Below are 13555 nucleotides of genomic sequence, written 5' to 3' on the forward strand. Positions count from 1 at the left end.
TCTGGACGGCCACCGCCGCGGCCGCGGCGTGGCGCGCCGAACTCGACGAGATCGCCCCGGGCCGGTTCGCCGTCCTGGTGCGCGCGGTGGTGACCGGCGCCCGCGCGGCGGCCACGGGGACCTTCCGCGCCCGCGTCCGCGATGCCCGCGGCGGGTGGATCGTGCTGCACGCCGCGCGGCTGGTGGCCGGGGACGACGACGGCGAGACGGTGGTGACGGTCGACCGCGCGTCGGGCGCCGAACTCATCGGGGTGCTGCTGGCCGCGTACGGCCTGACCGCGCGGGAACGCGACGTCTGCCGCGAGGTGCTGGCCGGACTGTCCACAACGGACATCGCCGCGCGGCTGGGGATCTCGGCGCACACGGTGCAGGACCACCTCAAGTCGGTGTTCGGCAAGGTGGATGTCCGCAGCCGTGGGGAATTGACCGCGAAGCTGATGTCCTGACGATTCCGGCGCGGCGCCGGGAAACTGTCGCAAAACGGCCCGGTATCACTGCCGGAATTACCGCCCCGCGGCTCTCGGCCGCATGATACGGTCCGCAACTTGCCGGGGAGTCAGCCGGACAAAGGGGGGCGAATGGCCGACGACACCACGCGCTACCTGTGCGCGGCGTCCTACCTCGACCCCGCCTACGGCAAACGGGCGATCACCGAGTTCCTCGTCGAGCCCACCCGGCCGGTCCCGCCGTCGAACGGGCTCGACGCGGGTGTCGTGCTCACGGAGGCGGTGCGGGCCCGGGCGCGCCGCAAGAACTACGACGGGCTGCTGGTCGCGCTCATGGCCGTCGTCATCGCGCTGACGTGGGACAACCCGTTGCTCTACGCCTGGATCGTGGTGTCGCTGGTGCTCGCCGGCGTGCGGCTGGGCCGGAAGGCGTCCGCGCGGGAGAAGCCGGTCAACCCGAAGGCGATGATCCTGCTCGCCGCCGCGATCGTCATCGCCTGGCTGCTGCTGTCCTATTCGGACGAGCTGTTCGACTCCGGGAGCCGGTACTCCTCTTCGCGCTACTACGCCGACGTCGAATACGACGACTCGTCCGGTGGCGAGACCGCGCGGGCCGTCATCGGCATCGTGCTCGCGGTAGTCGTGTGCGTGGTGGTGACCATCGAGCGCTGGTCGCTGTGGAACCTGGTGACGGCGCGGTTCCGGCGGTTCGGCCGGCCCGCCGACGGCGGCGGCAGCCTCATCGGGCTGTTCACCGAAGACTTCCGCGGGCAGCTGGCCCGCTACCGGGGTGGCGAGGAGCCGGCCGAGCCGCCGGGGGCACCGTTGGTGGTCTACCGCGGGTACAACCCGTTCGTGGGCGCCGGGTTCCGGCGTGACGCCTGGTCCATGGCGATCCCCCTGGAGCGGGTCGAAGACGGCGAAGGACGGCCGCAGCTGACCACCGAGGCGCTGTACGACGGCATCCGCGAGGCGATCGCGAACCTGCGCCACGCGAACGCGCTCACGCCCGACAACCGGCTCGGCGCGCTGACCGTGACCGAAGCGGTCTTCACCCCGGCCGCCGCGCTCGTCGACCACCTGGGGGAACCGGACGCCGCGACCTACCTGCCGGACGTCGCCTACCCACCGCACACCCGGCTGAGCCCGGCCGCCGTCGCCCGGCTCCGCACCGAACCGAAGGAATGGGCGCGCTACTACCTGTCGTTCCAGGTGGAGACCTGGGACCGCGAGCTGGTCCTCACGACGTTCCTGCACGTCGCCGTGGACGACACGACGCTGTACGTCGAGTGGACGCCGTTCATGCTGCCGCCGATCCGGGCCGAGTACCGCGTGGTGGACAAGATGCGCCCGGACTCGCTGCGCCCGCTCGGCCAGGGCCTGCTGGCCTGGCTGGAGATGCCGGCGAGCCTGCCGGGCCGGCTCCTGAACCTCGCGTCGTGGATCCGGCAGCCGAAGCGCGAGCCCGGCGTCCTGGACCCCGACCGCTACGGCGTCGCGCAGACCCTCCGCGAACTCGGGTCGGTCAACCTGTTCACCGACTACTTCCAGCTCGTCGACATCGAGCGGTACGAAAAGATCCTCGAAAGCCGGCTGCTCCCGGCGATCGGCAAGCTCCTGGACGACGCCGGGTTCTCGACGGCGAAGTTCGAGGAGCAGGCGGCGGTCGTGATCAACAACGACATCACCATCGCCGGCGACAACAGCGGCCCGATCACCCAGACCGGGCTGCGCGGCGCGCGCCCGCGCCCACGCCCGCCGGCCGGGCCCGGCAGGCGGACCAGGACGGAGGCCTGATGGGACACCGCATCACCAACAAGGTCAGCATCGGCGGCGACAACTCCGGCCGGATCACCCAGACGGGGATCGAAGCCGGTGGCGCCGAAACGGCGGTCTCGTCGTTGCTCCAGCTGGTCGACCGGCTGACGACCGAGGTGCGTGGCCAGGACCTCGCGAAGCAGGAGGTGCTGGAGGACACGCTCACCGACCTGGCGGCCGACCTGCGCGCGGGCGACTCCGCCGAGCCGGCGGTGGTGCGCAGCCGCTGGGAGAAGGTCAAGGGACTGCTCGGCGGGGTGGTGCAGTTCTCCGAGCTGGTCGCCAAGATCTCCGACCAGGTGCAGAAGATCTTCGGCTAGAGGAACTTCCGCAACAGGGCGCTGACCTCCTCCGGCCGTTCCATCGACGGCAGGTGGCCGGTGTCGGCCAGCTCGACGAATTCCGCCTGGGGCAACGATTCCGCCAGGTGCGCCGACAGCTCCACCAGTCCCCGCGCGTCCGACGTCCCGATCACCACCAGGGCCGGCGTGGTGATCTCGGCGAGCCGGTGCCGGGTGTCCGGGATCCGTTCCGTCCACTGTGGAGCAGTCCAGTCGTGCCGGTACACCTGCTCGCACATTTCCCGGACCCGAGCCACCATTTCCGGCGGCAGGACCGAGATGTCCCGGTCCGGACCGGCCACCAGGTACCGGATGTTGGCCTCCGCCATCGCCCGGACGTCCGCCGGGTCGACTTCGCGTTCCCGGGCCTGGTAGCGGGCCAGGCGGCCGTCGGGAAACAGCGCCGCGGTCAGGTCCGCGATGTCCGCCAGCATGTGGTCCGGCCAGGGCTGCCCGGTCAGGCCCGAACCGAGCAGCACCAGCCGGGTGATCCGCTCCGGCGCGGCGAGGGCGGCGTCCAGCGCGCACGCCCCGCCCATCGACGCCCCGACCAGCGCGGCCTGCTCGATCCCCCGGGCATCGAGCAGGGCCAGCAGGTCCTCGTAGTGCGCGTGTTCGCCGGTCTCGCCGCGGGTTTCCCCGAACCCGCGGCGGTCGTAGCGGATCACCCGGTGGGTGGCGGCGAGCGCGGTGAACTGCGCGTCCCACATCCGGCGGTCGCCCAGTGCGGCGTGCAGCAGCACGACGGCGGGCCCCTCTCCCGCTTCGTCGTAGCCGAACGCCGTCCCGCCCACCTCGATCGCCGCCATGGCCCCAACCTAGCCACCCGACCGCGTCACACACCGCCGGTTTCGCTGAGGGCGAGCGTTATCGTGCGAGGCATGACCGACGGATTCGACCTGACGCGCGAAGGCGAAATCGCCCGCCTGACCCTGACCCGGCCGGAGAAGATGAACGCCATCACCTACGGCATGTGGGCAGCGATCCCGGACGTCGTCGCCGAGGTGGAGGCCGACCCCGCGCTCAAGGCCCTGGTGATCGCCGGAGCCGGCCAGCACTTCTCCGCCGGCGCCGACATCAGCGAGTTCGGGGAGCTGCGCACCACGGCGGAAGGCGCGGCGAGCTACGACAAGGCCGTCGAAGGCGCGGTCGCCGCCCTCACCGCGATGCGCAAGCCGTCGGTCGCGATGATCCAGGGCAACTGCATCGGCGGCGGCTGCCAGGTCTCGGTCGCCTGCGACTTCCGGTTCGCCGCCGAGGGCGCGCGGTTCGGCATCACCCCGGCGAAGCTCGGGATCGTCTACCACTTCGACTCGACGCGCCAGCTCGTCTCGCTCGTCGGCCCCGCGCACGCCAAGTTCTTCCTGCTGTCCGGTGAGCTGATCACCGCCGCGCGCGCCCGGGAAATCGGCCTGCTCAACGACGTCTTCCCGGCCGGCGACCTCGAAGCCTCGACGCTGGCTTTCGCCGAAACGCTGTGCTCGCGCTCGCAGGCGTCGATCCGCGGGATGAACCGGATCATCGAAAAGATCGTCGCCGGCCAGGAGGCCCCGGACGCCGAGGTCGAGGAGATCCGCTCGGAAGCCCTGCACGGCGAGGACTACGCCGAGGGCGTCGCCGCGTTCCTCGAGCGGCGCCCGCCGCGGTTCACCTTCCGCTGACTTCGAAGTCCAGGTAGGCGTGGAAGTGCTCGGCGACGACGTCGGTGACGCCGTCGGGGTCGAGCTTGCCGTCGATCTCGATCACCCGGATGCCGAGATCCCGCGCCGCCCGGACGGCGTGCGCGGCGAGCATCCGATCGCGCGTCAGCCGGGTGCGCTGCTGCGGGATCGCGGGTCCGAGCGGCCGGTGCCTCAGCTGGTGCTGGCGGAACAGCTCGGTCGGCACCAGCACCACCATGCGGCCGGGGGAGTCCACGAGCGGAGCGACGAGCTCCGGCCGCAGCCCCCGGCCCTCGGCGACGATCGGCCGGGGCGAGGTCAGCGCGCGCAGGTCGTCGACAGCGCAGCGGAAGCGGTTCCCGAACTCGGCCATCATCGCGGTCAGCTGGTCGCCGGCCGGCAGGTCGTCGGGCAGGGGGTTGCCGGGCCGGACCCGGTCGTCGTGGTGGTAGGTCGTCAGGCCGTGCCGCTCGGCCAGCAGCCGCGCGACGGTGGACTTCCCGGTCCACGGAGCGCCGCCGATCCACAGCGCCTTTCCGAGGGTGCCGAACGGATCCCAGGTCATGAGACGACTATCGCGGGCCCGGCGGCTCGATGGCCAGTGTTCCGGCGCCGGTTGATCCGTTCAGCGCAGAGTGACCCGGACGGTACGCCCCGGGGTCACGGCCGGTCGCCGTCGCCGTCGACCACCAGCACGGTGGAGGAGTCCGCGAAGTCCGGCTCCGGGCCGATCCGGAAGTGGAACCGCGAGCCGGGCCGGACGGCGGCGATCACCTGCGTTTCGGCCGTGTCGAGCACGATGATCGCGAGTTCGGTGGTCTTCGGCTCCGGGCGGAACACGACGTCGGGACGCGGCTCCGGAACGACGATCGGGAGCGGCAGGGTGCCGCTGACCGAACCGGAGCCGAAGTCCTCTTCCGCCTCCGCGGGTGGTTCGAACGGAGCCGGGGGAAGCAGCTGTGGGCGGCGCCGCCACCAGAGCCCGGCGAGCAGGCCGGTCAGCAGGCCGCCGGTGCCGCTGACGGCCGAAGCCAGCCCGACGCCGACCCCGGACGTCTCGGCAGCCGGAACGGGCGGTGCCGCGCGAGGGGACTGCGCCGCCGGGGTGACGGGTGGCGTCGCCGGCAGCGGGCCGAACTCCACGCCCGGCTGCGGGGCGGCGTCTTCGGGCAGCTGGAGCACCTGCCCGGGCTCGATCGCCGCGGGATCGGTGAACGGCGTGCCGTCCGGCCGGGGCCGGCCCTGGTTGAGCCGGAAGATCTCGGGGAAGCGGTGCCCGTCGCCGAGTGCGCGTTCGGCGATCTTGAACAGCGTGATGTCGTCGGGGTTGTCCGCGTGCGGCACGATGAAGTACTTGACCGGTGGCGGCGGATCGGCCTGCGCGAGCGCGGGACCGCCGGCGAGCACGGCGAAGAGGACGCCGGCGCAGCCGGCCTGACCGGCCCGCCCGAGGACGCGGCGGACCGCGGGAACCCGGTTTTCGACCATCGTCGGCACCTCTCCCCGGCGACCCGGCGGGTCTGACGGTGTTGCCCTCTATACGGGGCGGGTGCGGACGCGGTTCAGATCTTGTCCCACGGCACGGTCTCGTACGCCGCGCCGAAGAGCCGCACCGCGCGATCGGCCGCCGGCAGCACGAGGTCGTCGACGGACGCGACCGCGAGCCCCGGCGTCTCGGAGTTCGTCAGGACCATCGCGTCGAAGCCGCGCAGGTCGGCCGGCCGGACTTCACGCGTTTCCTGGGCAACGCCGAGCCGGTGCAAGGCTTCCTGCTGCAGCAGCATGGTGATCCCGGGCAGCACCGCGGCTTCCGGCCACACGACCGTGTCGCCGTCGAGGAAGGCCACGTTCCAGATCGACGCTTCGCTGATCCGGCCTTCGTGGTCGACGAACAGCGCGTCGTCGAAGCCCGCCAAGCGGGCCTGCCGGGCTTCGTGGATCAGGCCGAACGTGCCGAGGTGCTTCACCTGCGGGAGATCGCGCTGGTAGCGCACGGTCCGCAGGCGCAGCGGCGCCGGATCGGGATCGTGTGGCGGGCCGGTCCGGACCAGGATTTCCGGGGTCATCGGCTCGTCGAACGAGCGCGTGAGCACCACGACCCGGACCGAGAGCGCGGCATCGCCGTCGATCGCCTGCCGGACGTAGGACCGCACGCGCTCGACGTCCAGCTCGGTGCCGAACAGCAGCCGGGTGCTCCGGGCGAGCCGCTCGAGGTGGAACGCGAGCCCGCGGACCCGCCCGTCCCGGACCTGCATCGCGGTGAAGTGGCCGTAGGAGACCATTCCCGCGAGTGCGGCGTCCGGGCCGAGCGGATCCCCGTTCAGCTCGAAGCGGGGCGACACTACGAGACGGTGACGCCCGTGAACTTCACCTGCTTGGTCGGCGCTCCGGTGCCGTCCTGCGGGTTCGGGTTCGCGATGCCGGCCTTCGCGACCGCGTCGAGCACCTTGAGGCCCTCGTCGCTGATGCTGCCGAACACCGAGTAATCCGCGGGGAGGCCGTCGGCGTTGCCGTAGACCATGAAGAACTGGCTGCCGCCGGAGTTCGGGGCCTGCGTCTTCGCCATCGCCAGGATGCCGCGGCCGTACTTGATCTCCGGGAACGCCTCGTCCGGCATCGTGTAGCCCGGACCGCCCTGACCGTCCTGGGTCGGGTCGCCGGTGGCCGCCGGGTCACCGCACTGCAGCATCTGCAGGCCCTCGGTGCCGAGCCGGTGGCACATGGTGCCGTCGTAGAAGTTCTGCTTGGCCAGGCTGACGAAGCTCTGCACCGCGCAGGGGGCGAGCGCGCGGTCGAGGGTCAGCGGGATGTCGCCCGCGGTGCTCTTGAGCGTCACGTTCACCGTGCCGGTCGACGGGACGTTCTTGCCGTCCGGCGGGTTCACCTTCTTCGGCGCCTTGCCCGTCGCGTCGGCCTTGAAGTCGCACGTCGTCGGATTGGGCAGCGGCGTCGCCCGCTTCGGCAGCGCGGTGCGCTGCGTCGGGATCTGGATCTCGGTCGGCGGCGGGGCGGCCGAGGACGACGCCGCGGTGTCCGTGCTGTCGCCGCTGTTCGCGCTCACGATCCACACCACGACACCGGCGACGACGAGGACGGCCACGCCGACCACACCAGCCCCGATCATCCGGCGTCGCTTCTGCTGCTCCAATCGGCGCTCGAGCTGCCGCTCGAGCTTGCGCTTCGCAGCTTCGCGGCGCTGCTGGTTGGTCGCCACCCCGTACCCTCCAGGTTTCCGCTCGTCTCACACGTTTGAGGTAGCGGCAGTGTATGGGCACAGCCTGTGAGGACCATGTACAGGGCCCGCTAGTCTCAACCCGATCGTGATCGGCGCCATCCGGCGCGGAAGTCCGGGGAGGCGTTCGGTGCTCGTCGTCGGGTTCGGCAGCGGCCCGCTGCAGGCCAACTGCTACCTGCTGGCGGCGGCCGCCGGCGGGCCGTGCGTGGTCGTGGACCCGGGGCAGGAGGTGGCCGCGCCGCTGGCCGCCGCGCTCGCCGAGCACGGGCTGGTCCCGGCGGCCCTGCTGGCCACCCACGGGCACCCCGACCACGTCGCCTCGGCGGCCGCGCTGTCGGCCGAACACGGCGTCCCGCTGCACCTGCACCCGGCCGACGCGCCGCTGTACGAGGGCGACAGCGTGCCGTTGGAGTCCGGCGTGTTCGCCGGCCTGGACGTCGACGTCCGGCCCGTGCCGGGCCACACGCCGGGATCGGTGGTGCTGGCCCTGGAGACGCCCGAGGGCGGCCGGCTGGCCTTGACCGGCGACACGCTGTTCGCCGGGTCGGTCGGCCGCGGCGACGTGACGGTGGCGCTGCGGGACCTGCTGACGGCGTTCCCGGACGACACGGTGGTGCTGCCGGGCCACGGCCCGGCGACGACGATCGGCCGGGAACGCGCGGGCAACCCGTTCCTCGCCGGGACGGGGGTGTGACGGTGACCGAGCGCATCGCACTGTTCGAGGAGGACCCGCGCGGCCGCCGTCGCCGCGGGATCTCGGGCCTGATCGGCGTGGTGATCGTCGCCGCGGCCTTCGGCGGCATCGCCGGGCTGATCGGCGGCACGGTGACCGGCCTGGTCGTCGCGCTGGTGATCGCCCTGCCGCTGCTGTACGTGATGGCGGTCAGCATCCGCCGCCGCGTCTGGCTGGAGGGTTCGACGCTGCTCGTGCGCACCTGGGGGCTGCGCCGAGTCGACTTGACGACCGCGACCCGGCTCGACCTCGTCGTCGGCGACGTCCGGGGCAGCCGCACGGTGAGCCTGCTGGTCAACGCCGGCCAGCGCGGCAAGGTGGCGAAGGTGGACCTCGCGGTGTTCTCCGGAACCGGCGGTCGCGAGCTGGGCATCATGCCGCTGCGGAAGCTCGCGAACGCGCTGATGAACAACACCGAGGCGAACGGGCTCGTGTTCGGCGAGCTGCTGGTCGCCGAGCTGAAGGCGGAGGCCCGCGGCTCCGGCGTGGCGGAGCGCCCGCTCTACCGGCTGGCGTCGGTGGCGCCGTCGGGCAAGTACGTGCAGCGCTTCACGATGGAAGCCGTCAGCCGGTTCGTGGCCACGCTGGACTGAGTTTTTCCGTGACGAGGTGGCCCGCGGGCTCGCGGGACGCGATCAGCGCGGCCAGGACGGTGGTCACCGGGACGGCCGCGACGATGCCGACGCTGCCGGCGAGGGTCCGGATGATCTCCTGCGCGATGTCCTCGCTGCCGAGCAGCGCACCGAGCCCGACGCCGGAGATCGACGAGTACAGCAGCACCGGCAGCGCGGCCCCGGCGTAGGCCATCACGAGCGTGTTGACCGCGGAGCCGACGTGGTCGCGGCCGATCCGCAGGCCGGAGTTGTAGAGCTCGCGCCAGGTCAGGTCCGGGTTGGCGCGGCGCAGTTCCCAGACGGCGCTGGTCTGGGTGACGGTGACGTCGTCGAGCACGCCGAGGGCCCCGATCACGACACCGGCGAGCAGCAGCCCGCGCGCGTCGATGCCGTGGCCGAGCGACCCGATCAGGGTCGACGTGCTGTCGTCGAGCCCGGTGAGCGAGGCGGCGGCGGAGAAGATCGCGGACAGCACGCCGATGAGCGCGAGGCTGACGAGCGTGCCGAGCACCGCGGCGGAGGTTCGCGCGGAGAGGCCGTGGGTCAGGTAGAGCGCGATGAACATGATCGCGCCGGCCCCGGCGATGGCCACGACCAGGGGATTTTCCCCGGCGAGGATGGCCGGGAGGATGAACAGCGCGATGACGACGAAGGAGAGCCCGAGCGCGACGAGCGCGGCGACGCCCTGCCACCGGCCGAGCACGAGCACGGCGACGGCGAAGAGGGCGGCCAGCACGAGCAGCGGCGTGCCGCGCTGGAAGTCGACCAGCTGGAAACTGGCGGGATCGCCGGGGTTGCCGTTGTTGTAGGCGAGGACGACGGCGTCCCCGGCGGCGAAGCGCGGGGTGCTGGGCTCGATGGGGACGGTCAGCCGCAGCGGCTTCCCTTCGGCCGGGCCGTCGGTCATGGTGAGCTCGACGGTCAGGCACGGTTTCGCGTTCGGGTCCGTCTGGTCGCCGACCTGGACCTGGCCCTGGGCGAGGCAGGGACCGGTGGCGGTGGAGCGGATGTCGGCGTGCACCGGGGTGCCCTGCGGGACGACGCTGGTGGGGGAGGCCTTGCCCCAGGGGTAGAGGATGACCATGCCGACGACGGTGGCGAGGGCCAGCGGGGCGAGCAGCCAGATCAGGAGCAGCTTGACCCGCCGGGAGGCGGGGGCGGCGGGGCCGTGCCCATGGCCGTGGCCGTGCCCGTGCCCGGCCGGTGCTTCGGGGACTTCGGGCGCTTTGCGGGCGCGGCGGGAACCGGCCTCGGCGGCTCGCTGCGGCCCGGTGTCACCGCGGCGCGTGCGTGGTGCGGGTGTGTCGGCTTCGGTGGTTCGTTGTGGTCCGGTGTCGCCTCGGCGGCGCGGGGCAGCGGGTTGGTCGCTACCTGGGACCGGCTGTGGCCCGGTGTCCCCCCGGCGGCGCGGGGCAGCGGGCTGGTCGCTACTGGGGACCGGTTGCGGCGCGGTCTCGCCCCGGCGGGTCGCTGCGCGGTCGCTGTCGGCGGAAACCGGCTGTGGTCCGGTGTCCCCACGGCGGCGCCGCGTCTCGGCGCGCCCGTTCTCGGCCGGGACCGGCAGGGATCCGGTGTGGGCGGCCCGGTGCGGACCCGCGTCGGTCCGGCGGCGGGCGGGATCAACCGCCCGGCGGGTGTCCTCGGGCGGCGTGCGGCGGGCGGGTTTCCGGGGCGTTCCCGGCGTTCCGGACGCGCCGCGGGCCGGGGAAGGGGACACCTCGTCCGTGATCCGGCGAATCGGGCCGGTGGCGTCGTCGTCGAGGTCGGGGCGGTCCACCCGCACATCCTGACAGCGGGATTCCGCACCCGGCGCGAGGGGCCGCCGACGGCCCGGTTCGTCCCGATGCGCCGTGTCGTCCCGCCGATCACGCGTGTCGTCCGGTCCGGCACGGCGAAAGCCCCGTGATCAGAGGCGCATCTCGCGTGATCGAGCGCGTATCTCGCGTGATTCGAGGGGCATCTCGCGTGATTGGCGGGGCATCAGGCGGGGGACTGGCGGAGGTGGACCCGGCGGTAGGCGGACGGCGGGGTGTCGAAGTGGTCGAGGAAGGCCTGGCGCAGCGTCTCCGTCGAGCCGAAGCCGCAGCGGCGGGCGATCGTGCCCAGCGGGAGGTCCGTTCCGGACAGCAGGCGGGCCGCGTGCTCCGTGCGGATCGTGCGGACGTAGCGGCCCGGGGTGGTGCCCAGGTGGGCGTCGAACAGGCGGGTCAGCTGGCGGGCGCTGATCCCCGCGCGGGCGGCCAGGGCCGGGGTGCCGAGGTCGGCGTCGAGGTGCTCGGCGATGTACGCCGTGAGGTCGCGGACTTCGCGGTGCTCCGGCGGCGGCCCGGCCAGGAACAGGCTCACCTGCGCCTGGTTCCCGGGCCGCTGCAGGTACGTGACGAGCATCCGGGCCGCCTCGCGGGCCAGCGACGGGCCGTGGTCGGCCTCCACCAGCGACAGGGTCAGGTCCAGGCCGCTCGTCACGCCCGCCGCCGTGTAGACGTTGCCGTGGCGGACGTACAGCGGCACCGGGTCCACCGTCACCGACGGGTACTCCCGGGCCAGGCGCGCGGCGTACCGCCAGTGCGTCGTCGCGCGGCGGCCGTTGAGCAACCCCGCCGCCGCGAGCACCTCCGCGCCCGTGCACACCGACGCGACCCGGCGGCTGGTGCGGGCGAGCCGCCGGACGTGGGCCAGGACGCGCTCGTCGGCCGCCGCGGCCGTGCTGCCCCAGCCGCCCGCGACGACCAGCGTGTCGAGGTCGCCGGCGACCTGGTCGAGCCGCAGGTGCGGCTGCAGGGTCAGTCCGGAGCCGGTGGTGATGCCGCGGCCGTCGACCGACGCCAGCTGCAGCTCGTACGGCGGCCGCGCGCCGAGCCGGTTCGCGGCGTCGAACACGTCGGCGGGGCAGGCGATGTCCAGCAGCTCGGCGTCGGCGTAACCGACGATCGTGACCCGTCTGGGTGAGCCTGGCATGATCGAACGCTAGCAGCCGGACCGGCGCTCGGACGTGGTTCGCAGGAATTCGGACATCCGAGCCGCCCGCCACCCGCACGAACGCCACCGTGAACGGCATGACCGATGACCGCAAGACCATCGCCTTCGTCGTCTACCCCGGCCTGACGCCGCTGGACCTCGTCGGCCCGCTCCAGGTGCTGAGCGCGCTGGAACAGCTGGACCCGCAGTACCGGACCGTCGTCGTCGGCGCCACCGAGGACGCCATCGGCACCGACACCCCGCTCCGGATCGCCCCGAGCCATACGTTCGACGAGGTGCCGTCCCCCTTCGCCGTGCTGGTGCCCGGCGGGACCGTCCCGACCCTGCGTGCGATGGCCGACGAACGCCTCCTCGAATGGCTGCGCCGAGCTGCCGGAAGCGCCGAGCTGGTGACGTCGGTGTGCACCGGTTCCCTCGTCCTCGGCGCGGCCGGGCTGCTCGATGGCAGGCGGGCGACCACGCACTGGATGTTCCGCGACCTGCTGACCGGGCTCGGCGCGACCCCGGTCGCCCACCGGTGGGTCGAGGACGGCCCGGTGATCACCGCCGCGGGGGTCTCGGCGGGCATCGACCTGGCCCTGCACCTGGCGGAGCGGCTGGCCGGACGCCAGGTCGCCACCAACATCCAGTTCGCCATCGAGTACGACCCCGAGCCGCCGCAGGGCGCGCTGGACTGGGCGAACCAGCCGTACGGCGACCTGACGCCGCTGCGGGAACACACGCTGCGCGAAGGGCTGAAGGAGAACCCGGAACTGCTGGCGAAACTGCTCGCGCACGCCTGAGGCGAACGTCGTCGGCCATCCGGGTGAGCCGGATTCCGCCGAGGCGCCGAACCGTTAGATTCACCTCGCTCGATCAGGTGATCTCGCGGGTGGGGTGTGGTGGCCGTGCGGTTCCAGGTCCTCGGGCCGATGACGGCGTCGGTCCCACTGCCGTCGGCGGCCCAGCCGCGGCGGCTGCTCGCCGTCCTCCTCACCCGCGCCGGCCGGTTCGTCGGCCGCGACACCCTGGTCGACGAACTGTGGCCGGACGGCGCGCCCTCGAGCGCGGCGGCGATCGTGCAGGTCACCGTGTCGAAGCTGCGCAAGACGCTCTCACCCGGGCTCGGCGCCGCCGAAGCCGGGCAGCGGCTCCGGTCCGGACCGCGCGGCTACGCCCTCTGCGTCGAGCCGGGGGAGCTGGACGCGGACGACTTCCTGGCGCTGCTCGCCTCGGGCGCCGACGACCGGGCGCAACGCCGCCGCACGCTCGAACGGGCCCTGGCGTGCTGGCGTGGCGACGCGTTCGCCGACGTCGCCGGCGGGCCGCTGCTGGAGGCACACAAGCTGTGGCTGGAGGACCGCCGCTCGGCCGCGCTCCTGCAGCTGGTCGAGCTGGAACTCGCCGACGGCGACGGCGGGTCCGTCGTCGAGCGGCTCGCCCCGGTGGTCGCGGCGCGGCCCGCCGACGAGCGGTTCGCCGCCCGGCTCGCCGCGGCCCTCGGCGCCGTCGGCCGCCGCGAATCGGCCCTCGAGGTGCTCCGCCGGACCCGGCGGGCGCTGTGGGACGAGGCCGGCGTGTGGCCGGGCGCCGACCTCGTCGCCGTGTACCGCCGGATCGCCGGCACCGAGTGGACGACGCCGGGACCGCCCGCCCAGCTCCCGCCCGCGGTGCCCGACTTCACCGGCCGCGCGGCCGGGCTCGCCGACGTCGTCCGCGCGCTGCGGGGCCCGGCCCCGGTGGAGATCG

15 protein-coding genes are annotated in these 13555 nt (G+C 73.1%); 8 read left to right on the top strand and 7 right to left on the bottom strand.

Annotated elements, in window-relative coordinates; genetic code table 11:
* The 3 genes from IE317_RS43305 to IE317_RS43315 all read left to right on the top strand — a co-directional run.
* A partial coding sequence (locus tag IE317_RS43305) for a helix-turn-helix transcriptional regulator (RefSeq protein WP_191317167.1) occupies positions 1 to 446 on the top strand: 446 nt, incomplete at its 5' end.
* 132 nt (positions 447 to 578) lie between these two features.
* Entirely contained in the window at positions 579 to 2243 is a 1665-nt protein-coding gene (locus IE317_RS43310) for a hypothetical protein (RefSeq protein ID WP_191317168.1), read from the top strand.
* Entirely contained in the window at positions 2243 to 2584 is a 342-nt protein-coding gene (locus tag IE317_RS43315; RefSeq protein WP_191317169.1) for a hypothetical protein, read from the top strand. Before IE317_RS43310 ends, IE317_RS43315 begins: the two co-directional genes overlap by 1 nt.
* Here the strand turns inward: IE317_RS43315 and IE317_RS43320 are convergent.
* On the bottom strand, positions 2581 to 3414 hold the full coding sequence (locus IE317_RS43320) for an alpha/beta fold hydrolase (protein ID WP_191317170.1): 834 nt from the start codon (positions 3412 to 3414) through the stop codon (positions 2581 to 2583). The genes IE317_RS43315 and IE317_RS43320 overlap by 4 nt on opposite strands.
* Positions 3415 to 3486: 72 nt before the next feature.
* On the opposite strand from IE317_RS43320, the gene IE317_RS43325 reads away from it, so the two are divergent.
* Complete coding sequence (locus tag IE317_RS43325; protein ID WP_191317171.1) at positions 3487 to 4266, top strand: enoyl-CoA hydratase/isomerase family protein; 780 nt, start codon at positions 3487 to 3489, stop codon at positions 4264 to 4266.
* Here IE317_RS43325 and IE317_RS43330 read toward each other — a convergent pair.
* The 4 genes from IE317_RS43330 to IE317_RS43345 all read right to left on the bottom strand — a co-directional run bounded on the left by IE317_RS43330 (position 4253) and on the right by IE317_RS43345 (position 7480).
* Positions 4253 to 4831, bottom strand: coding sequence for a hypothetical protein (locus IE317_RS43330; RefSeq protein WP_191317172.1), 579 nt, complete (start codon positions 4829 to 4831; stop codon positions 4253 to 4255). The two genes, IE317_RS43325 and IE317_RS43330, sit on opposite strands and share 14 nt — an antisense overlap.
* A 95-nt stretch (positions 4832 to 4926) precedes the next feature.
* On the bottom strand, positions 4927 to 5754 hold the full coding sequence (locus IE317_RS43335) for a LysM peptidoglycan-binding domain-containing protein (RefSeq protein WP_191317173.1): 828 nt from the start codon (positions 5752 to 5754) through the stop codon (positions 4927 to 4929).
* Positions 5755 to 5828: 74 nt separating this feature from the next.
* Complete coding sequence (locus IE317_RS43340; protein ID WP_191317174.1) at positions 5829 to 6608, bottom strand: aminotransferase class IV family protein; 780 nt, start codon at positions 6606 to 6608, stop codon at positions 5829 to 5831.
* A complete protein-coding gene (locus tag IE317_RS43345) occupies positions 6608 to 7480 on the bottom strand; it encodes a peptidylprolyl isomerase (RefSeq protein WP_191317175.1) in 873 nt (290 codons plus the stop codon). Before IE317_RS43345 ends, IE317_RS43340 begins: the two co-directional genes overlap by 1 nt.
* 148 nt (positions 7481 to 7628) lie before the next feature.
* Here IE317_RS43345 and IE317_RS43350 point away from each other — a divergent pair, with 148 nt between their 5' ends.
* Positions 7629 to 8195, top strand: coding sequence for an MBL fold metallo-hydrolase (locus IE317_RS43350; RefSeq protein WP_191317176.1), 567 nt, complete (start codon positions 7629 to 7631; stop codon positions 8193 to 8195).
* A 2-nt stretch (positions 8196 to 8197) separates the two neighbouring features.
* The gene (locus IE317_RS43355; RefSeq protein WP_191317177.1) at positions 8198 to 8827 is read left to right on the top strand and encodes a hypothetical protein; all 630 of its coding nucleotides are present in this window, start codon (positions 8198 to 8200) and stop codon (positions 8825 to 8827) included.
* On the opposite strand, the gene IE317_RS43360 is transcribed toward IE317_RS43355, so the two are convergent.
* Together IE317_RS43360 and IE317_RS43365 are read right to left on the bottom strand one after the other, a co-directional pair.
* Complete coding sequence (locus IE317_RS43360) at positions 8799 to 10625, bottom strand: YibE/F family protein (RefSeq protein ID WP_191317178.1); 1827 nt, start codon at positions 10623 to 10625, stop codon at positions 8799 to 8801. The two genes, IE317_RS43355 and IE317_RS43360, sit on opposite strands and share 29 nt — an antisense overlap.
* A gap of 203 nt (positions 10626 to 10828) precedes the next feature.
* Positions 10829 to 11806, bottom strand: coding sequence for a GlxA family transcriptional regulator (locus IE317_RS43365; RefSeq protein WP_191317179.1), 978 nt, complete (start codon positions 11804 to 11806; stop codon positions 10829 to 10831).
* Positions 11807 to 11904: 98 nt separating this feature from the next.
* Here IE317_RS43365 and IE317_RS43370 point away from each other — a divergent pair, with 98 nt between their 5' ends.
* Both IE317_RS43370 and IE317_RS43375 read left to right on the top strand, forming a co-directional pair.
* A complete protein-coding gene (locus tag IE317_RS43370) occupies positions 11905 to 12609 on the top strand; it encodes a DJ-1/PfpI family protein (protein WP_191317180.1) in 705 nt (234 codons plus the stop codon).
* Positions 12610 to 12714: 105 nt separating this feature from the next.
* A partial coding sequence (locus IE317_RS43375; protein WP_191317181.1) for an AfsR/SARP family transcriptional regulator occupies positions 12715 to 13555 on the top strand: 841 nt, incomplete at its 3' end.

Source organism: Amycolatopsis bullii (genome assembly GCF_014654205.1).
Classification (GTDB): domain Bacteria; phylum Actinomycetota; class Actinomycetes; order Mycobacteriales; family Pseudonocardiaceae; genus Amycolatopsis; species Amycolatopsis plumensis.

Excerpts from the sequence above, each read along its gene's own strand:
- IE317_RS43310 (WP_191317168.1), top strand. The coding sequence starts at position 579 with ATGGCCGACGACACCACGCGCTACCTGTGCGCGGCGTCCTACCTCGAC.
- IE317_RS43315 (WP_191317169.1), top strand. The coding sequence starts at position 2,243 with ATGGGACACCGCATCACCAACAAGGTCAGCATCGGCGGCGACAACTCC.
- IE317_RS43320 (WP_191317170.1), bottom strand. The coding sequence starts at position 3,414 with ATGGCGGCGATCGAGGTGGGCGGGACGGCGTTCGGCTACGACGAAGCG.
- IE317_RS43325 (WP_191317171.1), top strand. The coding sequence starts at position 3,487 with ATGACCGACGGATTCGACCTGACGCGCGAAGGCGAAATCGCCCGCCTG.
- IE317_RS43330 (WP_191317172.1), bottom strand. The coding sequence starts at position 4,831 with ATGACCTGGGATCCGTTCGGCACCCTCGGAAAGGCGCTGTGGATCGGC.
- IE317_RS43335 (WP_191317173.1), bottom strand. The coding sequence starts at position 5,754 with ATGGTCGAAAACCGGGTTCCCGCGGTCCGCCGCGTCCTCGGGCGGGCC.
- IE317_RS43365 (WP_191317179.1), bottom strand. The coding sequence starts at position 11,806 with ATGCCAGGCTCACCCAGACGGGTCACGATCGTCGGTTACGCCGACGCC.
- IE317_RS43370 (WP_191317180.1), top strand. The coding sequence starts at position 11,905 with ATGACCGATGACCGCAAGACCATCGCCTTCGTCGTCTACCCCGGCCTG.